General features: G+C 62.4%; 19 protein-coding genes and 1 tRNA gene. 10 read left to right on the top strand and 10 right to left on the bottom strand.

All coding sequences use genetic code 11. The features are described from left to right. Positions 1-13: 13 nt before the first annotated feature. Together VWZ81_RS06835 and VWZ81_RS06830 are read right to left on the bottom strand one after the other, a co-directional pair. Positions 14-89: transfer RNA gene (locus tag VWZ81_RS06835), tRNA-Ile, on the bottom strand. Between the two features lie 12 nt (positions 90-101). Then, the gene (locus VWZ81_RS06830; protein WP_416542377.1) at positions 102-1,058 is read right to left on the bottom strand and encodes a LysR family transcriptional regulator; all 957 of its coding nucleotides are present in this window, start codon (positions 1,056-1,058) and stop codon (positions 102-104) included. Positions 1,059-1,176: 118 nt separating this feature from the next. On the opposite strand from VWZ81_RS06830, the gene VWZ81_RS06825 reads away from it, so the two are divergent. The 3 genes from VWZ81_RS06825 to purN all read left to right on the top strand — a co-directional run bounded on the left by VWZ81_RS06825 (position 1,177) and on the right by purN (position 3,917). Then, positions 1,177-2,154 (top strand): MBL fold metallo-hydrolase, encoded by a 978-nt coding sequence (locus VWZ81_RS06825; RefSeq protein ID WP_416542376.1) that lies wholly within the window; start codon positions 1,177-1,179, stop codon positions 2,152-2,154. Between the two features lie 123 nt (positions 2,155-2,277). Next, positions 2,278-3,324 carry a phosphoribosylformylglycinamidine cyclo-ligase gene (gene purM, locus VWZ81_RS06820; RefSeq protein ID WP_416542375.1) on the top strand — a complete coding sequence of 349 codons (1,047 nt, stop codon included), beginning with the start codon at positions 2,278-2,280 and terminating at the stop codon, positions 3,322-3,324. Next, positions 3,321-3,917: a phosphoribosylglycinamide formyltransferase gene (gene purN / locus VWZ81_RS06815; RefSeq protein ID WP_340545378.1), complete on the top strand. Its 597-nt coding sequence runs from the start codon at positions 3,321-3,323 to the stop codon at positions 3,915-3,917. The genes purM and purN overlap by 4 nt, the downstream gene beginning before the upstream one ends. Positions 3,918-3,946: 29 nt before the next feature. Here purN and VWZ81_RS06810 read toward each other — a convergent pair whose 3' ends face one another. After that, on the bottom strand, positions 3,947-4,141 hold the full coding sequence (locus tag VWZ81_RS06810; protein WP_416542374.1) for a hypothetical protein: 195 nt from the start codon (positions 4,139-4,141) through the stop codon (positions 3,947-3,949). A gap of 230 nt (positions 4,142-4,371) precedes the next feature. Here VWZ81_RS06810 and rnd point away from each other — a divergent pair, with 230 nt between their 5' ends. Beyond that, positions 4,372-5,529 carry a ribonuclease D gene (gene rnd / locus VWZ81_RS06805; protein WP_416536108.1) on the top strand — a complete coding sequence of 386 codons (1,158 nt, stop codon included), beginning with the start codon at positions 4,372-4,374 and terminating at the stop codon, positions 5,527-5,529. A 99-nt stretch (positions 5,530-5,628) separates the two neighbouring features. Here rnd and VWZ81_RS06800 read toward each other — a convergent pair whose 3' ends face one another. Continuing rightward, complete coding sequence (locus VWZ81_RS06800; protein ID WP_340545381.1) at positions 5,629-6,153, bottom strand: hypothetical protein; 525 nt, start codon at positions 6,151-6,153, stop codon at positions 5,629-5,631. Between the two features lie 163 nt (positions 6,154-6,316). On the opposite strand from VWZ81_RS06800, the gene VWZ81_RS06795 reads away from it, so the two are divergent. Beyond that, positions 6,317-6,727 carry a SufE family protein gene (locus VWZ81_RS06795; protein WP_340545382.1) on the top strand — a complete coding sequence of 137 codons (411 nt, stop codon included), beginning with the start codon at positions 6,317-6,319 and terminating at the stop codon, positions 6,725-6,727. A gap of 33 nt (positions 6,728-6,760) precedes the next feature. On the opposite strand, the gene VWZ81_RS06790 is transcribed toward VWZ81_RS06795, so the two are convergent. Further along, positions 6,761-7,471: a helix-turn-helix transcriptional regulator gene (locus VWZ81_RS06790; RefSeq protein WP_416536944.1), complete on the bottom strand. Its 711-nt coding sequence runs from the start codon at positions 7,469-7,471 to the stop codon at positions 6,761-6,763. 95 nt (positions 7,472-7,566) lie between these two features. Between VWZ81_RS06790 and VWZ81_RS06785 the strand changes: the two genes are divergently transcribed. After that, entirely contained in the window at positions 7,567-8,196 is a 630-nt protein-coding gene (locus tag VWZ81_RS06785; protein ID WP_416542373.1) for a glutathione S-transferase family protein, read from the top strand. 46 nt (positions 8,197-8,242) lie between these two features. Here VWZ81_RS06785 and VWZ81_RS06780 read toward each other — a convergent pair whose 3' ends face one another. Both VWZ81_RS06780 and VWZ81_RS06775 read right to left on the bottom strand, forming a co-directional pair. Next, positions 8,243-8,968, bottom strand: coding sequence for a DUF1638 domain-containing protein (locus VWZ81_RS06780; RefSeq protein WP_416542372.1), 726 nt, complete (start codon positions 8,966-8,968; stop codon positions 8,243-8,245). 1 nt (position 8,969) lies between these two features. Next, positions 8,970-9,671 carry a corrinoid protein gene (locus tag VWZ81_RS06775; RefSeq protein WP_340545386.1) on the bottom strand — a complete coding sequence of 234 codons (702 nt, stop codon included), beginning with the start codon at positions 9,669-9,671 and terminating at the stop codon, positions 8,970-8,972. Positions 9,672-9,893: 222 nt separating this feature from the next. Between VWZ81_RS06775 and VWZ81_RS06770 the strand changes: the two genes are divergently transcribed. Next, entirely contained in the window at positions 9,894-11,000 is a 1,107-nt protein-coding gene (locus VWZ81_RS06770; RefSeq protein ID WP_416542371.1) for a PA0069 family radical SAM protein, read from the top strand. 86 nt (positions 11,001-11,086) lie between these two features. Here VWZ81_RS06770 and bmt read toward each other — a convergent pair whose 3' ends face one another. The 3 genes from bmt to VWZ81_RS06755 form a co-directional block, all read right to left on the bottom strand. After that, complete coding sequence (gene bmt / locus VWZ81_RS06765) at positions 11,087-12,103, bottom strand: betaine--homocysteine S-methyltransferase (RefSeq protein WP_416542370.1); 1,017 nt, start codon at positions 12,101-12,103, stop codon at positions 11,087-11,089. Positions 12,104-12,192: 89 nt separating this feature from the next. Next, positions 12,193-14,349 (bottom strand): phosphatidylglycerol lysyltransferase domain-containing protein, encoded by a 2,157-nt coding sequence (locus VWZ81_RS06760; RefSeq protein WP_416542369.1) that lies wholly within the window; start codon positions 14,347-14,349, stop codon positions 12,193-12,195. A gap of 113 nt (positions 14,350-14,462) precedes the next feature. After that, on the bottom strand, positions 14,463-14,780 hold the full coding sequence (locus VWZ81_RS06755; protein ID WP_340545390.1) for a DUF1476 domain-containing protein: 318 nt from the start codon (positions 14,778-14,780) through the stop codon (positions 14,463-14,465). A gap of 280 nt (positions 14,781-15,060) precedes the next feature. Here VWZ81_RS06755 and purC point away from each other — a divergent pair, with 280 nt between their 5' ends. From purC to purQ, 3 genes are all read left to right on the top strand, one after another. Next, positions 15,061-15,822 carry a phosphoribosylaminoimidazolesuccinocarboxamide synthase gene (gene purC / locus VWZ81_RS06750; protein WP_340545391.1) on the top strand — a complete coding sequence of 254 codons (762 nt, stop codon included), beginning with the start codon at positions 15,061-15,063 and terminating at the stop codon, positions 15,820-15,822. A 102-nt stretch (positions 15,823-15,924) separates the two neighbouring features. Continuing rightward, positions 15,925-16,158 (top strand): phosphoribosylformylglycinamidine synthase subunit PurS, encoded by a 234-nt coding sequence (gene purS, locus VWZ81_RS06745; RefSeq protein WP_416536096.1) that lies wholly within the window; start codon positions 15,925-15,927, stop codon positions 16,156-16,158. Beyond that, complete coding sequence (gene purQ / locus VWZ81_RS06740) at positions 16,155-16,823, top strand: phosphoribosylformylglycinamidine synthase subunit PurQ (protein ID WP_340545393.1); 669 nt, start codon at positions 16,155-16,157, stop codon at positions 16,821-16,823. Before purS ends, purQ begins: the two co-directional genes overlap by 4 nt. Positions 16,824-16,834: the final 11 nt, after the last annotated feature.

Here is a 16,834-nt window from a genome sequence, read left to right as displayed (position 1 = left end):
TGTAGCGGAGGAATGGTAGGCCCGGCAGGATTCGAACCTGCAACCAAAGCGTTATGAGCGCTCTGCTCTAACCGTTGAGCTACAGGCCCGCCACAGGTTGGTTAGGAAATGGGGCAGCCAAGGTCAAGCGGTGATTGCAGAGGGGCCGGTGTTTCCGCCGCTTGGGGCCGCAGCAGGGCGTCCAGCCGTGCCACGGTGTGTTCGATGGTCAGGTCCCGGCGGCGGTCTGGCGTGCGGCGCGACGGGTAGACGGCAAACACGTCCTTCAAAGGGGCTTCAAAGCCGGGAAGAACCTGTTCGTATTCCCCGCTGGCCAGTTGATCCTCCACCATGAAACGGGGCGCGCGGGTATAGCCGGAGCCGCTGCTGACGGCGCGCATGATCAGGTCCGGGTCGTCGGCGGTGAAACCAACCTGCACCGGTGCCGGATATTCCTGCCCGCCGCGGCGCAGCGGAAAGAAGCCGCGGGTCTGATCCTCGTGGTGCTGAATGAACTTGAGTCGTTTCAGCTCCTCCGGCGTTTGCGGGCGACCTTCGCGGTCCAGATAGTCCGGGGTGGCAAACAGCACTGTTTCCAGAGTGGAGATCTTGCGTCCAAATCCGTCTGTGTCGCCGAGTCTCCCGGTGCGGATCGCAAGGTCGTAGCCTTCGCGCACCACATGGACCAGCCGGTCCTCCAGCCGCATCACGATATTCAGGTCCGGGTGTTCGCGGTTCAGATCCAAAAGCATCGGCCCAATCACACTGCGCCCCAGAAAGGAGTTCACGCTGATGCGGAAGGTGCCGGAGACGCTGCCTTCCAGGGCGTCCACTTCGGCTGTCATGCGGTTGTAGCCGGACAGCAGGGCCTGCGCATGGCTGAACACCAGATCGCCTGCGCGGGTGGCGTGAATGCCCTTGGCGGTGCGGTGCAGCAATTGCTGGCCCATCAGCGCCTCTAGTTGCTTGATCTGCTGACTAACTGCAGACTGGGTAATGCCGCGGCGCTGGGCAGTGCGGTTCAGGCTGCCTTCGTCCAGGGCGATGGTGAAGGTTTCCAGCAGCGTCAGTTTGTCCATGGGGGCCTATAAGAGTTGCTAATAACAGTTATCGGTGCTGCCGGGCTGCAAGCCGTGAAATTACGGCCTTAAGTCCGGTGCACGGGAATATTTCCTGAAACAGATATTGGAGTTTCTTATGACAATCAATCGCAGGGCATTTCTGGGCGGGCTGGTAGCGGCCCCCGCGGCAGTGGCAACCGGGTTCGCGGGCGGCAGCTGGGCTTGGGCGGCAGAAGGGGCTGTAACGGCGAGCCCGGTTATCCACGCATTCACACTTGGGGATGCCAGAATCACGGTATTGCTGGATGGCCACTTGCCGCTGGGGACGCAGCTCTTCAACGGCTACGATGCTGCCAAGGCCGAAACCGTCCTGGCACAGGGCCTGCACCGGCTTCAGAACGATGCGTTGCAGATCCCTGTCAACGGCTACCTGGTGGAGCGGGGCGGGAAGAAGCTGTTGATCGACACCGGCACCGCGCAGCTGATGGGGCCGGGGCTGGGGGCGCTGGGTGCCGGACTGGCCGCAGCGGGCGTCGCGCCGGAGAGTATTGATACGGTACTCTTGACCCATATCCACCCGGATCATTCCGGCGGGCTGATCACGCCCGACGGTGCTGCGGCCTTTGCTAGTGCTGAGCTGGTTGTGGCGCAGCGGGAATGGGATTTCTGGCATGACGATGCCATCATGGCGGGCGTACCGCAAAGCAACCGCGGTTTCTTTGAAATGGCGCGCCGCACGGTTGCCCCCTATGCGGACCGCCTGCGCCTCCTGCAGGGCGAGGGCGAGGCCGCGCCTGGCTTCACCGCGCTGGAACTGCCGGGCCATACGCCGGGCCATACCGGCTTCATGCTGGATGCGGGCGGCGAGGGGTTGCTGTTCTGGGGTGACCTGATCCACAGCGCCGCGCTGCAGTTCGCGCTGCCGGAGTGGACCATCGCCTTTGACACCGATCCGGCCCAGACCGCTCAGACACGGCGGCGGATGATGGACCGGGCGGCGGCGGACAACCTGCTGGTCACTGGCGCGCATCTCGACTTCCCGGCGCTGGGCCGGGTGCTGCGGCAGGGAGACGCCTTTGCCTATCAGGCAGCGCCTTGGCAGTTCGGCATCTGAGACAGCTCTCCCGTCTTGAACAACAGCCTGCTGCGCCGTCCGGGATGGCGCAGCGGATTCCCTAGTTCCCTTCTGATGCGCCTTGCGCTAAAGGCTGCCCAACGTCTTTGAAGGAGCACTGAGATGACCAGCGGCAAGAACGGTTTGACCTACGCGGACGCGGGGGTGGATATTGATGCAGGCAACGCTTTGGTGGACCGCATCAAGCCCGCCGCGAAACGGACCAACCGTTCTGGCGTGATGAGCGGCCTTGGCGGCTTTGGCGCGCTGTTCGATCTGAAGGACGCAGGCTACAGCGACCCCATTCTAGTTGGCGCCACCGATGGTGTCGGCACCAAACTGCGGATTGCCATCGACACCGGTGTGGTGGATGGCGTTGGCATCGACCTGGTGGCGATGTGCGTCAACGATCTGGTCTGCCAGGGTGCTGAGCCGCTGTTCTTCCTCGACTATTTCGCAACCGGCAAGCTGGAAACCGACGTGGCGGCCCGCATTATCGAAGGCATCGCCGAGGGCTGCGTGCGCTCTGGCTGTGCGCTGATCGGCGGTGAGACGGCCGAAATGCCGGGCATGTACCCCGCAGGGGATTTCGACCTAGCGGGCTTTGCGGTGGGCGCAATGGAACGCGGCAGTGCGCTGCCTGCCGACGTGAAAGAAGGCGACGTGCTCCTGGGGCTGGCCTCTGACGGCGTGCACTCCAACGGTTACTCGCTGGTGCGCAAGCTGGTCGAGGTCTCCGGCCTCGGCTGGGACGCGGACTGCCCCTTCGGCGAGGGCACGCTGGGTGCGGCGCTGCTGACGCCGACCCGTCTCTATGTAAAACAATGCCTGGCTGCGGTGCGGGCGGGCGGCGTTCATGCGCTGGCTCATATCACCGGCGGTGGTCTGACCGAAAACCTGCCGCGTGTCCTGCCCGAGGATCTGGGCGCTGACATCGACCTGAATGCCTGGGACTTGCCGCCCGTGTTCAAATGGATCGCCGAGACTGGCGGTATTGCCGAGGCAGAGATGCTGAAGACCTTCAACTGCGGCATTGGCATGATCCTGTCTGTCTCTGCCGACCGCGCGGATGAACTGGTGAAGGTGCTGGAAACCGAGGGCGAGACCGTCTCGCGTCTGGGCACCGTCACAGCAGGCGCCGGTATGCGCTATTCGGGCAAGCTGCTGTGAGCCACAAGAAGGTCGCGATCCTGATTTCGGGCGGCGGCTCCAACATGGTGTCGCTGGTCGAAAGCATGACCGGTGATCATCCGGCGCGGCCCTGTCTGGTCTTGTCCAACATCGCCAGCGCCGGTGGCCTGACGAAGGCTGCCGCCGCAGGCATTCCAACTGCGGTGGTGGACCACAAACCCTATGGCAAGGATCGCGCCGCATTTGAGGCGGAACTGGTCAAGCCGATCCTTGCCTCCGGCGCGGATATCGTCTGTCTCGCGGGGTTCATGCGCGTTCTGACTGATGGTTTTGTATCGCAGTTTCAGGGGCGGATGCTGAATATTCACCCCTCGCTGCTGCCGAAATACACCGGTCTCAACACCCATGCACGGGCACTCGCTGCGGGCGACCGCCAGCATGGCTGCACCGTACATGAGGTGACGGCCGTGCTCGACGACGGGCCGATCCTGGGGCAGGCGCGGGTCGATGTCGCGGCTGACGACACGCCGGAGAGCCTGGCCGCAAAAGTTCTGGTGCAGGAGCATCAGCTCTATCCGGCCGTGTTGCGTCGCTATGCCGCCGGAGATCGCACGCCAGTCTATCTGCCCTGACGATCTGCCCCGACGACTATCTTCCCGGTCTAATTGCTCGGTTCTGGCATAGGCAGTGTCGCGCTGTTGCCATGCCAGTCCGGCGTCGCCCCCTGTGGTGACGGGGCCATCAGGGCGGGCAGGCCAAGCACCAGGACAAGCGCCACTGCTGCCAGGCTGGCGGCGGACAACCCGGAGCAGGCGAGGGCAAGGGGGCTGGTTTCACAGGGGGTCAGGGCGGTCATCGGTCATGCTCCTTTTTGGGCTATATGACCAACCTAGCCATCCGTTAGGTATTCCGAAAATGAATGTTTGATTGCCCTGTCATCACGTAAATTGAACATTTTCAGCGACTGTGCGCCTGCTACATCACGGCGGGGCTGAAATCCTCTGGCCCCCTCTGCACATGTTTGCATTGACCGGGACAAGCGCGTATCACGGCCCAATAATTCAGATAAAGAAAAAGCCGTAATTGATGAAAACTCTGACCTCTACCGAAGAACTGCAGGCCTTCTGCGAAGCTGCAGCGCAGCACGCCTATGTCACGGTGGATACCGAGTTTCTGCGTGAACGGACATATTATTCCAAGCTCTGCCTGATTCAGCTGGCCTTCTCCGGTGACGGAGAGACTGACGCCGTTCTGGTTGATCCGCTGGCTGACGGGATTTCTCTGGAACCGCTCTATGCGTTGTTTCGCAACGAGAATGTGGTCAAGGTGTTCCATGCCGCGCGGCAGGATCTGGAAATCTTCTGGGTTGACGCGCAGGTCTTTCCCAAGCCGCTGTTTGACACGCAGGTCGCGGCGATGGTCTGCGGCTTTGGCGAGCAGGTGGGCTATGAGACACTGGTGCGCAAGATCGCCAAACAGGGGGTCGACAAGACTTCGCGGTTTACCGACTGGTCGCGTCGCCCGCTGAGCGAGGCGCAGAAAACCTATGCGCTGGCGGATGTGACCCATCTGCGCCAGATCTACGAACATCTCGCGGCCGAGCTGCAGCGCACCGAACGCGCCCATTGGGTGGCTGAAGAGCTGCAGGTGCTCACCGATCCGGCGACCTATGATGTCGACCCGCAAGAGGCGTGGCGGCGCGTGAAAACCCGCACCAACTCCGGCAAATTCCTTGCAATCGTGCGCGAGCTGGCGGCTTTTCGCGAGAGCTACGCCAAGACCAACAATGTCCCGCGCAACCGTGTGTTCAAGGATGACGCCTTGGTGGAGCTGGCCTCGACCAAGCCGAAGAACAGCTCAGACCTCGGCAATTCGCGGTTGCTGCTGCGCGAGGCCCGCAAGGGCGCAATCGCCGAAGGCATCCTTCAGGCGGTTGCCAAGGGTGTGAACTGCCCGGCGGGATCACAGCCGCAACCGGATCGCAGCCGTGAGAAAATGCAGGTGAATCCGGCGCTCGCCGATCTGCTGCGGGTGCTTCTGAAGGCCAAGACCGAGGCCTCCGGTGTTGCGGCCAAGTTGATTGCCCCCAGCTCCGATCTGGACGCCATCGCGGCCGGTCAGCGCGATGTTCCCGCGCTTAATGGCTGGCGTCACGAGGTGTTTGGCGCCGATGCGCTGCGTCTCTGCAACGGCGAGATCGCGCTGGCTGCAAAGGGGCAGTACGTGAAGGTTGTAACCCTCTGATCGCTGCCCGATCACGTCGCCGGGGCACCGGGACATAAAACAATAAAGGCGCCCGTTGCAGGCGCCTTTTGCATATTCAGCCTATGTTGGGCGTGAACCTCAGCGGCGGCTTTCGCGTGCGTTCTGTGCGGCGACAACCCGGATGCTGCGTACGCTGGCAAGCTCCTGCTTGCTGAGGCTGAAAGCAGCGCGCAAGGTCCGGGTGCGGTCGCTGCCGACAGCCGTCCGATACTCGGGGTAGGTGGCGCGGAATGTGAAATCCAGCGTGTCGTCACGGGTACGCACGTCGCGATCGGCCTCGTCCAGGCGCAGCTCGACCCCATAGGCGCCCTGCCGCGCGGCAATGCCGGTAGCATAGACGATTGCGCCGGTTGGCGTGCGTTCCACCCGCATCTCGCTGACGCTTTGCACCAGCACGCTGTTGTCCACCGCATCGGGGCGGGCAAAGACGCTGACGCGGGTCTTCACCGGGATCAGCGGATTGACCGGCTCACCGCTGGTCTCCTGCACCTCGACCTCATCGGAGCCGCCAAACCAGTTCAACGGGTTCACCCGCGAATCGCGAAACCCACAGCCAGATAGCGCCACGGCTCCAATCAGGAGGAGTGCGAGAGATCGTTGCATGATGGTTCACCCGTTCGATATGTCCTCGCATGTGGTTACCCGATTGCAAGCCACTTGAAAAGCAGTTGAAAAGCCATTGTTTGCGCCTTAGGTCCAGCGGTGCCGGTGGTTGCGTGGATCAGCGCAGGACACCGGGCCGCAAAACCAGACGAGGAACACCCCCATGGCCAGTGCCGCCTTTGAAGAGATTGTCGAAGATTTCGAGTTTCTCGACGATTGGGAAGATCGCTACCGCCATGTCATCGAACAGGGCAAGGCGATGGATCCGCTGGAAGACGCGCTGAAGGTGCCCGCAACCAAGGTTGACGGCTGCGCCAGTCAGGTCTGGCTGCATCCCACCATCGAAAACGGTGTATTCCACTTCGACGGTGAAAGCGACGCGATGATCGTGCGCGGGCTGATCGCGGTGTTGCGTGCGCTGTATAACGGCCTCTCCCTTGAGGAGGTGCTGGCGGTCGACGCGCGGGCCGAACTGGCGCGGCTGGGTCTCAATGATCATCTGTCGGCGCAGCGTTCAAATGGGCTGACTGCCATGGTCCAGCGCATTCGCGAAACGGCAGCGGCGGCCGTCTGATCCAGCGGGCCGGTCCCGGGTGATCATCGCCCGTCATCGGGCCGCGCCTTCGCCACCGCGATCCCGCGAATGAAGGTGGTCAATGAACGCACGCAGCAGGGTGACACGCCGGGGGCGAAAGCTTTCTCCGGTCTTGCTGTAACCATCAATCCGGGTCACATGGAAACTGCGGAAATCCTCGCGTTTGCAGCACCAGGCCAGCAGCATCACGCTGCGGTCGTGATAGGATAGCGCCAGCGGATAGATCCGCCGCGTGGTCCGGGCGTCTTTCAGGTCGCGATAACCTATATCCAGCGCCTCCTCCGCCCACATCGCTTCGCGCAGGAGGGTCATGTCAATGGTGGGTTTGGCCGGTGCATAATAGCGATGGACCAGATTGACCGCATGCATGGCCTGCCGCTGCTGGCGTTCGGGCAATGTTGCGAGGATCTTGACCAGCGCATCTGTCGCTGCCTTCGCCAGATCGGGGTCGCCGCGCTGATTCACATCCGACAGCCCAAGGGTCAGCGCTTCCAGCTCGATCTGGGAAAAGGTCTGCGGCGGCAGCGCCGGATCTTCGGTCATCGTATAACCCAGCCCCGCCTCTCCCTCGATCCGCGCCCCTGCCGCGCGCAGGCTGTCGATGTCACGGTAGATCGTACGCTCCGACACCTCCATCGCGGCGGCAAGCCGGGCCGCCGTGACCGGCGGGCGCAACCCCCGGATCAGATGCAGCAGACGAAAAAGGCGATCTGTTTTAGGCATGGGTCCATCTATCCGCAAACATCCTGACAGAATTTGGCAGGAGGGTAGTCGCATATCACTACCATCAGCAACATAACAAATGGAAAGTCATTGAAATGCCGACGCTTTATCATTGCCCCAACAGCCGCTCCTCTCGTGTCATTGCGCAGCTTATGCTCATCGGCAAACTGGATGCGGTCGAGGTCGTTCCCGTCAGCGTAGAGCGCTTTGATGGCACCGGTCGCCGCGATCCACGCAATCCTCATCCCGAGGGGAAAGTCCCCTATCTGGTCACCGATGAGGGGCAGGGGGTCCGCGAGAGCGCTGCCATCATGATGTATCTGGATGAGCTGTACAGTCAGCCGCTCAGCCCCAAGATCGGCGCGCCGGATCGTGGCCGCTATCTCAGCTGGATGACCTACGCCGGCGGCGTGCTGGATCCGGTTCTGGTGGCGGCCTTCTCAGGCTTGGATCATCCGGCCATCAATGGGGCATATCGCGGTTTGGCTGAAGTCTGCACGGCGCTGGAAACAGCCCTGGCCGAAGGTGACTTCCTGCTGGGCGATACGCTCTGCCTCGCCGATATCCTGTTGGCGTCGCCATTTCAGTGGGCGCCGCATCTGATGCCCGACAGCGCCGTGATCAAGGCCTGGGTGGAGCGGGTCAGCGCCGCGCAGGACGGTCAGGCCATCGCGGCCTACGAGGCCGAAACAACCGCGCAGTTGAGCGCGCTGGAAGACGCCTGAGCGGGTCAGGGCAGCCACCCATTCCGATAAACCTGCGGCGCGCGGTCTAATCGCGCGCCGTCTTATCGCTCCAGGCCAGCACCGCGGTTTTCAGATCCCCATAACCGGTGTGGCGATGTTCAAACGCCAGCCCCATGCGCTTGGCGCAGAGTTCGGCTTTCTCAACCAGTGCCGGATCATCGATCTGCGATTGGTAAACCAGCTTGGTGTAGTTGCCGAACACAATGTCCCGCAGTTCTGGGTGCTTATCCAATCCCATCGGCCGCCAGACAAAGGCGTCGAATTGCTTCACCAGAAAATCCGTCAGGTAAAAGGCGGTGATCTCTCCGGCCTCGCCATGGGCGGCAAATTGGTCGTTGCCTTCGAAGAACGAATAGCAATGCGGGCCGGCAATCATCTCGACACCCAGCTCGGCGCATTTGCGCTCCAGCGCCCCCCCCGTACCGCAATCGGCATAGACGACATAGATGCTGTCATAGACGCGGGAATGTTTGGCGACGGCCCCGTCCACCGCATCAACAATCTGTTCGGGGTAAAGGTGCAGCTTGGCCGGCAGGCAGGTGAGATCAATGTGATCAAGCCCGTTGGCATCTTTGATAGCCAGAATTTCCCGGGCCAGCGCACCGCAGGCAATCAACAGGATACGGCCCGTTTTTCTCAAAGGTGCGGCGAGGCCCCGCTCGGTGAGGGAGGTTTCCTCAAGCGACCGCCCGGTGGGCGGTTGGAACGCCGCCCGCTCAGTCAGGCGGGCGGCGCGTCCTTTGCGTGCCAAATCAGGCGCTCATCTGGTTGTGCTTGCGCGCAACGAAGTCCTTCGCCATTTCCACGGCCACAGCCGCGTCACGGCAATAGCCATCTGCGCCAATTGCCTTGCCAAATTCTTCGTTCAGCGGCGCGCCGCCAACCAGAACGATGTAATCGTCGCGTTTGCCCTGTTCGATCATCGTGTCGATCACGACCTTCATATAGGGCATCGTGGTGGTCAGCAGGGCCGACATGCCGAGGATGTCCGGCTTGTGCTCTTCCAGAGCTTCCAGATAGTTCTCGACCGGGTTGTTGATGCCGATGTCCACCACCTCGAAACCGGCGCCTTCCATCATCATGGAGACGAGGTTCTTGCCGATGTCGTGAATGTCGCCCTTCACGGTGCCGATCACCATGGAGCCCATGCGCGGCGCGCCGGTTTCCGCCAGCAGCGGCTTCAGGATGGCCATGCCGCCCTTCATCGCGTTGGCTGCCAGCAGCACCTCGGGCACAAACAGGATGCCGTCGCGGAAGTCGGCGCCCACGATGGTCATGCCACCTACCAGCGCCTCAGTCAGGATCCGGTAGGGTGCCCAACCGCGCTCGAGCAGAATATTGACACTCTCTTCGATCTCTTCCTTGAGGCCGTCATAGAGGTCATCGAACATCTGCTGGACGAGTTCCTCGTCATTGAGATCTGCCAGGATGATGTCATCTGCGTCTTCCGACATGGGTGTATTCCTTGACTGGGCGGGGTGACCCCGGTTTGGCCTCGTTTAACTCGTATTGGTCCAGATTGACCCCAAGAGACTGCATTGTTTGCGACGTTGCCTTGGTCCGAACCGACGTATAGGCGCAAAAATGGCGGAATAATAATGAAGATTTCGCATGGAAATCTTCGGTTTCTTGCGTTTGTTCTTTATTTGTTCTCAACTTTGCGGCAAGATGCCCCGATGACCGAGATCTTACCACCACCTCCACAACGTCGCAAAGCCCGCGCCAGCCTTAGCAATGCGGCAGGGCGGTTTGATTTGGCGCGAGATGCCATTGATGACGGTTGGGGAGGGCTGCAGGATTCGCGTGATGACGGCGATGATGGCGGCGCGCCGAGGATCGAAACCGATATCCGGCATGAGGTGGCGCGCTCGTTGATTTCCTATAATAGATCGCCCGATCTGCCATTTGATCGCTCGATCAACACCTACCGCGGCTGTGAACATGGCTGCATCTATTGCTTTGCCCGTCCCAGCCATGCCTATCTGGGGCTGTCGCCGGGATTGGATTTCGAAACCCGGCTGATCGCGCGCCCCAATGCCGCCGAGGTGTTGCGCCGCGAACTGTCGCAGCCGCGCTACAAGGTGGCGCCGATTGCCATCGGGACCAATACCGACCCCTACCAGCCGTGTGAGCGTGATCTCGGGCTGACCCGCGCCTGTCTGGAGGTGCTGGATCAGTTCTCTCATCCGGTCGCCATCGTCACCAAGGGGACCCTGATTGAGCGGGATCTTGATATTCTGTCGGCCATGGCCGGGCGTGGCCTTGTGCGGGTTGGCATCTCCGTCACCACATTGGATGCTGAGCTGTCGCGCCGCATGGAGCCGCGCGCGCCGACGCCCGCCCGTCGCCTCGCGACCATCCGGCGCCTGTCTGAGGCGGGTGTCCCGGTGCGGATCATGACCTCGCCCGTCGTGCCGGGGCTGACCGACCATGAGCTGGAGGCGCTGCTGGCCGCCGGGGCCGATGCCGGCGCCGATGCGGCAAGCTGGATCATGCTGCGGCTGCCGCGTGACGTGTCGGAGCTCTGGCAGGAATGGCTGGCGGAGCATGTGCCGCTGCGCGCCGAAAAAGTCATGGCACGGCTGCGCGAAATGCACGGAGGGCGGGACTATGACCCGCGCTGGGGGCATCGTATGCGTGGCGAGGGGCCTTATGCGACGGTGATCGCCAACCGGTTCAATGCCGCGTGCAAACGGCTGGGCCTTGCGCAGCGCGCGCCTCAGCTGCGCTGTGATCTCTTTGCAAAACCGGCACAGGCCGGGGATCAGCTGGCGCTGTTCTAAAAGTCGTCGCAGGGCCGCGAAGGTGATCGCCCGAAGCCATCCTGAGACCGCTTCGGGCTGAAAACGCAATGCCGTTCGGGCGGGTGTTACCCGCGCCGACGGCCGCGACGGCTGCGCCGTTCGGGCGCGTTATCCTCGCCGGTGCCATCGCTGTCTGAGCTGAACGGCCCGAGGATCTGGACAATCTGCTCCAGCGTCGGATGCTCCCCGCGAGGGCGGGTATCCAGGGCCTCGCGCATGGCGCGCAGATGATCGGGCATGGTGCCACAGCAGCCGCCAATGATCTTGGCGCCGCAATCGCGCGCCATGGCGGCATATTCGCCCATCAGGGCTGGCGTGCCGTCATAATGGATGTGACCATCGACATATTTGGGAATGCCCGCGTTGCCCTTGGAAATGATCGGGCGGCTGGTGCCCTGCGCAGCAAAGCCAAGCACGGTGCGCAGAATATCCGAGGCACCGGTGCCGCAGTTGGCGCCAAACGCCAGCGGTGCCGGATCAAACTCCTCGACCAGCTCCGCCATGTCGGATGAGGTCACGCCCATCATGGTGCGCCCTGCGGTGTCAAAGCTCATGGTGCCGCACCAGGGCATATCGGCGAGTTTGAACGCCTCCGCCGCGGCGCGAAATTCCTCGGGCGCGGAGATCGTCTCCAGCCACAGAACATCAACGCCGCCTTCCTTCAGGGCCTCGGCCTGTTCATGGAACATCTCGACGGCCAGCGCATGGCTCAATTCGCCCACCGGCTGCATGATTTCGCCGGTCGGGCCAACGGATCCGGCCACCGCGATCTTACGCTCGGAGCGATCGGCGACATTGCGACCCAGCTCTGCGCCGGCAATGTTCAGCTCCCGCACACGGCGCTGCGCGTCGTGCAGCTTCAGCCGGGCTGCGGTGCCGCCAAAGGTGTTGGTCAGAAACAGGTCGCTGCCTGCATCGACCGATCCCTGATAAAGCGCGGTGATCTTCTTGGGTTCGTCCACATTCCACAGTTCAGGCGCGTCACCGGATTGCAGTCCCATATTGAACAGATTGGTACCAGTGGCCCCATCGGCAAGCAGGGCGTCCTTGGTTTCCAGCAGGGTTGTGAAAGTATTTGTCATGGGATGTTCCTGTGGGGTGATGTCGGTTGTTGGGCCGCGGCTCGCCGCTATCGGCACCTGGGGTCGGCTTGTGTCAATGGCCCGGTCTGTCATGCGCGGCGGGTGAGGGCAATTTCATTTTCTTCATCTTCATTATGAAGACGATCACCATCGGGCGGCGGATCATCGCGATCTGCCGCGTCGGACCATCTTCCCGAGGCCTGCCTTCGGGCCGCGCGGGCAGCTGCTGCGCGGCGCTCGAATTTGCGCCACAGGCTCTCTTCGGTCCGGGCGTTTGTGTCGGCAACGCTGCCGTTCAGCCGCTCGCCATCCGGTCCACGGTCGCCATCGCGCGGTGCTGTGTCGTCGCTGCCATCGGTTTCGGTCGATCTGGGCCAATGGGGCAGCGGCGCAGGATGATGGACCAGCCGCAGCAGTTCGCCAAGGGCGATGAGCATGTGCAGGAATGAGGGCGCGGCCACATAGCGATCTTCCCAGGTAGGGGCAAAGCTGGTCTTGAAGCGGCGCAAGCCGGGATCCAGGCGCTTGGCAAACCGATGATCGGGCACCGCGGCGAGTGACAGGCGCGAAACGCCGCTCTCCGCCGCCGCAGCAAGCGCCGCGCGGATCAGCGCGTGGCCGGTGCCATCGGGGGCATCGGGCAGCAGGCGCACCAGATCGAGGCACCATTCATGTGCGATGGCGTGAAGGCTGACAAAGCCGACCATGCGCTTGTCATGCCAGGCGATAAACACCTGCTGCTGTGCCAGATATTCTGCCTGAAACCGTCCCATCGTCGTGCCCTTGGCTTGTCCGTGGGTGGACTGCCAGGCGGCATCTATGGCTTTCATCTGTTCAATCGGCAGCTCGGCGGCTGCGGGCAGGGCGCAGACGCCCGCCTTTTCGGCCTGCCGGAGTTTGCGTCGCAGCTGGCGCCGGCTTGAGCCTGTTTCTCTGAAGGTCGCGGGGTGAAGCACCGCCTCCTGCGCGATCCGAAGCACCCGCCAGCTGGCACGGCGACACTCAACCGCGTCGCGGGCCGTGCACTTATAGAGGCAGGCAACGGCATTGCGGTGTTTGGCATGGTGGTGAAGGCCGGGAAGAAGTTCGCTTAGATGACCGCTCACCGCACCAAAGAGCGCGATTGAGGCCTGCGGGCTGTCTAGCAGCGCCACCTGATTGAAGCCAAAAGCATGCAGATGTCCGCCATTCTGCTGGATCACGGCGGTTTCGGCGACAGGACGGATCTGCGGCAGCTGTGCGGCTGGGCGCATCCGACTGCCGCTGAGGGCCTGCTTGTCTTCGGGACCAGAGAGCTCAGCGTCGGGCGCATTGCTTGCCAATCGTCGTGTCAGTTCGGCCAGCGCAGGCCACCCGAGGCAGATCCCGCCGATGATCGCGGGCAGCAGGTAGTAGACCAGACGAAACCCGAGGATAGCCGCGATAACTTCGGGGGTGATATCTGCGGGCAACATCGCGCAAAGCGCCAGTTCGAATGCACCGGCGCCGCCGGGCGCCGAGGAAAGGATCGCAACGCCAAGCGCCAGAAAATAGGCGGGCAACATTGCAGCAAGAGACAGCTCGACAGAGGCAGGCAGCAGCAGCCACAGCGCTGTGCCAGCTGCCACCACGTCGATCATGGCCCAGAACCCAAGCGCGGAAATCGCCATCAGCGAGGGCCAGCGCAGGGTCATCCGGCCGATCCGCACCACCGGCACCGCCACCATGGCAGCGGTCATGGCGAAAGTTGCAAGGAGAATAGCCGATCCCAGCCATGGGCTGGACACCGGGGGCGGGCTCAGGATCAGGGCACCGCCACAGATACCCGCCAGTGCAATCAGGAAGGTGATGGCGACCATTCCGGTCAGCTGGGCTGCACGGATCGGGCGCAGCCCCGTCAGCATGCGCCAGCGGGCAAAGGCGCCGGTGACCAGACCAAACCCAAGGGTTTGCGACACCGCTATGGCAATCATACCGGCGCGCCGCGCCTGCGGGCCATCCAGCCCGGTCCCGAGGTGCCTGTGCGCAACGCTGTCATAGCGGCCCAGAGCCCAGAAGCTTACCGCGGTGGCCATCAGCGCAGCGCCCCATTGCCACGGCGCAAGAGAGCGCAATATCCCGCGCAGTTCCGCCAGATCGGGCAGCGCCACATGGGCCTGCAGCAATGCCAGACAGCCGATCATGACGGCGACAGGCAGCATCAGGCGCAGACCGCGTGCGGCAGTCCGCGCAAAGATGCGGGTGGCAGGGGACAGTAGGCTGGGCATCAGCATCCTTGTGTCAAATGGCAGGTCGCCATCCGACACGCTACACCTGATGGATTGTCACCCGGTTAATGCCAGTCCCATCGCTGCCGGTCCTGCGTGAAATGCGCGTAAAATCATGCGCTGTCGTTCAGAACCTGGTCCTTGGCCTCCGGCAGCAGGGCGGCTCGCTTCTGGCGTACCTCATCCGCGGTGGCCCGACCTTCCAGGTCAGCACTGACCTTGCGCAGCACATCTTCAAACCCCGGTTCCTCGAAATCGGATTTGATCACCTCATGCGCATAGGCCTCGGCATCAGCGCCGGTTTTGCCCAGCAGCCCAGCGGCCCACAGCCCGAGCATCTTGTTGCAGCGGGCCTGCGCCTTGAACTGCATTTCCTCGTCATGGGCGTATTTCGCTTCAAAGGCGTGTTCGCGGTCGTCGAAAGTGGTCATGGATCCTCCCTCAGGGCGATAAGTGTCGTAGATCATTGTGATATGTGGATGGCGCGCGGCGCCAACAAGAGGCGGGCGGGGCAATTGATCCCAGAATCCGCGTGGCTCCCCGACCACGCCGGGCCATCATAGCACAGCAAGCCCGCAGGGACGAAAAGCCCGTCTCCCCAATCGTGATTGCGGGCGGGCCGGGACCAAGCTTGCGGCACGGCCCCCCTTGCCGTATGAGGGCGACAGTTCCCGGGCATGAGATTCCCGCTTTTTTCCCGAAAGGCTCCGCATGGCACGTCGCAAGAAGATCTACGAAGGCAAGGCGAAGACACTTTATGAAGGTCCCGAACCGGGCACCATCGTTCAGTACTTCAAGGACGACGCCACCGCTTTCAACGCGGAAAAGCGGGATGTCATCGAAGGCAAGGGCGTGCTCAACAACCTGTTGAGCGAGTTCTTCATGCAAGGTCTGGGGCAGATCGGCGTGCCAACCCATTTCCTGAAGCGGCTCAATATGCGTGAACAGCTGGTGCGCAGCTGCGAGATCATTCCCTTGGAAGTGATCGTGCGCAACTATGCGGCCGGGTCGATCTCCAAACGCCTCGGCATTGACGAGGGCACCCAGCTGCCGCGCCCGATTGTGGAATACTGCTACAAGGACGACGCGCTGGGGGATCCTCTGGTCACCGAGGAGCATATCGCCGCCTTCGGCTGGGCCAGCCAGCAGGATATGGATGATATCCTCAGCCTCGCGCTACGGGTGAACGACTTCCTGTCCGGTGTCATGCTGGCGGTCGGGATCAAGCTGGTGGATTTCAAGATCGAAATCGGCCGGATCTATGACGGCGATTTCCAGCGTCTGGTCGTCGCCGATGAAATCAGCCCCGACAGCTGCCGTCTGTGGGACATGAAAACCGGTCAGAAGCTGGACAAGGATGTGTTCCGCCGCGACCTTGGCAATCTGACCGACGCCTATACCGAGGTGGCCCGGCGTCTGGGCGTGATGCCGAACAACCCGCCGGCGAGCGGCAAGCCGACGCTGGTAAACTGACCTGATCCATGGATCCCGCCCTGACCAAAGGGCGGGATTTTGACTATCTAACTTAGAGGCCCCTAATCCGGGCTTTGCCATCGAAACCTGAGGGAAAATGCGATGAAGGCACGCGTGCATGTAATGCTGAAAAACGGGGTTCTGGATCCGCAGGGCGAGGCCGTGCGCCACGCGCTTGGCGCCATGGGCTTTGACAAGGTGGGCGGCGTGCGTCAGGGCAAGGTGATCGACCTCGATCTGGCGGATGATGCCACCGAGGCGGATGTGACCGCGATGTGCGAAAAGCTGCTGGCCAACACCGTGATCGAATCCTACAGCATCGAGATGCAGGGATGAAGGCGGCTGTTGTTGTCTTCCCCGGGTCCAACTGCGACCGCGATCTGGCGGTGGCGTTTGAACAGGCGGGCTGTGACGTCTCCATGGTCTGGCACAAGGACAGCGCGCTGCCCGAGGGTGTCGATATCGTTGGCGTGCCGGGCGGGTTTTCCTATGGCGACTATCTGCGCTGCGGCGCCATTGCCGCCCAGTCTCCAATCTGCCAGGCGGTTGTAGATCATGCCAATCGCGGTGGCTATGCCATCGGCGTGTGCAACGGCTTCCAGATTCTGACCGAAACCGGCGTGCTGCCGGGCGCGCTGTTGCGCAATGCCGGCCTGAAATACATCTGCCGCACCGTCGATCTGCAGGTGGCGACAGCCGACAGCGTCTTTACCGAAGGCTATGCGGCAGGTGATGTGATCGGCGTGCCGATCGCGCATCACGACGGCAACTACTATGCTGATGCCGACACCATCGCCGCCCTTCAGGATCAGGACCGCGTCGCCTTCCGCTATGTCGACAATCCCAATGGGTCGGTGGCCGATATTGCCGGTATCCTGTCGGAAAACCGCCGGGTTCTGGGCATGATGCCTCACCCGGAGCGGGCTGCGGATGCAGGCCACGGGGGCACCGACGGGGCGGCAGTGTTCCGCGCATTGGCCGGGCTAGTCACTGCGGCGTGACTTGTGAATGC

This window comes from Phaeobacter sp. JH20_34, assembly GCF_048056095.1.
Lineage (GTDB): Bacteria > Pseudomonadota > Alphaproteobacteria > Rhodobacterales > Rhodobacteraceae > Phaeobacter > Phaeobacter bryozoorum.
Note: the sequence above shows the minus strand (reverse complement) of the source record. Positions and strands in the feature narration are given on the sequence as shown.

Coding starts and splice junctions, on each gene's coding strand:
- VWZ81_RS06830 (WP_416542377.1), bottom strand. CDS start 1,058: ATGGACAAACTGACGCTGCTGGAAACCTTCACCATCGCCCTGGACGAA.
- VWZ81_RS06825 (WP_416542376.1), top strand. CDS start 1,177: ATGACAATCAATCGCAGGGCATTTCTGGGCGGGCTGGTAGCGGCCCCC.
- purM (WP_416542375.1), top strand. CDS start 2,278: ATGACCAGCGGCAAGAACGGTTTGACCTACGCGGACGCGGGGGTGGAT.
- VWZ81_RS06810 (WP_416542374.1), bottom strand. CDS start 4,141: ATGACCGCCCTGACCCCCTGTGAAACCAGCCCCCTTGCCCTCGCCTGC.
- rnd (WP_416536108.1), top strand. CDS start 4,372: ATGAAAACTCTGACCTCTACCGAAGAACTGCAGGCCTTCTGCGAAGCT.
- VWZ81_RS06800 (WP_340545381.1), bottom strand. CDS start 6,153: ATGCAACGATCTCTCGCACTCCTCCTGATTGGAGCCGTGGCGCTATCT.
- VWZ81_RS06795 (WP_340545382.1), top strand. CDS start 6,317: ATGGCCAGTGCCGCCTTTGAAGAGATTGTCGAAGATTTCGAGTTTCTC.
- VWZ81_RS06790 (WP_416536944.1), bottom strand. CDS start 7,471: ATGCCTAAAACAGATCGCCTTTTTCGTCTGCTGCATCTGATCCGGGGG.
- VWZ81_RS06785 (WP_416542373.1), top strand. CDS start 7,567: ATGCCGACGCTTTATCATTGCCCCAACAGCCGCTCCTCTCGTGTCATT.
- VWZ81_RS06775 (WP_340545386.1), bottom strand. CDS start 9,671: ATGTCGGAAGACGCAGATGACATCATCCTGGCAGATCTCAATGACGAG.
- VWZ81_RS06770 (WP_416542371.1), top strand. CDS start 9,894: ATGACCGAGATCTTACCACCACCTCCACAACGTCGCAAAGCCCGCGCC.
- bmt (WP_416542370.1), bottom strand. CDS start 12,103: ATGACAAATACTTTCACAACCCTGCTGGAAACCAAGGACGCCCTGCTT.
- VWZ81_RS06760 (WP_416542369.1), bottom strand. CDS start 14,349: ATGCCCAGCCTACTGTCCCCTGCCACCCGCATCTTTGCGCGGACTGCC.
- VWZ81_RS06755 (WP_340545390.1), bottom strand. CDS start 14,780: ATGACCACTTTCGACGACCGCGAACACGCCTTTGAAGCGAAATACGCC.
- purC (WP_340545391.1), top strand. CDS start 15,061: ATGGCACGTCGCAAGAAGATCTACGAAGGCAAGGCGAAGACACTTTAT.
- purS (WP_416536096.1), top strand. CDS start 15,925: ATGAAGGCACGCGTGCATGTAATGCTGAAAAACGGGGTTCTGGATCCG.
- purQ (WP_340545393.1), top strand. CDS start 16,155: ATGAAGGCGGCTGTTGTTGTCTTCCCCGGGTCCAACTGCGACCGCGAT.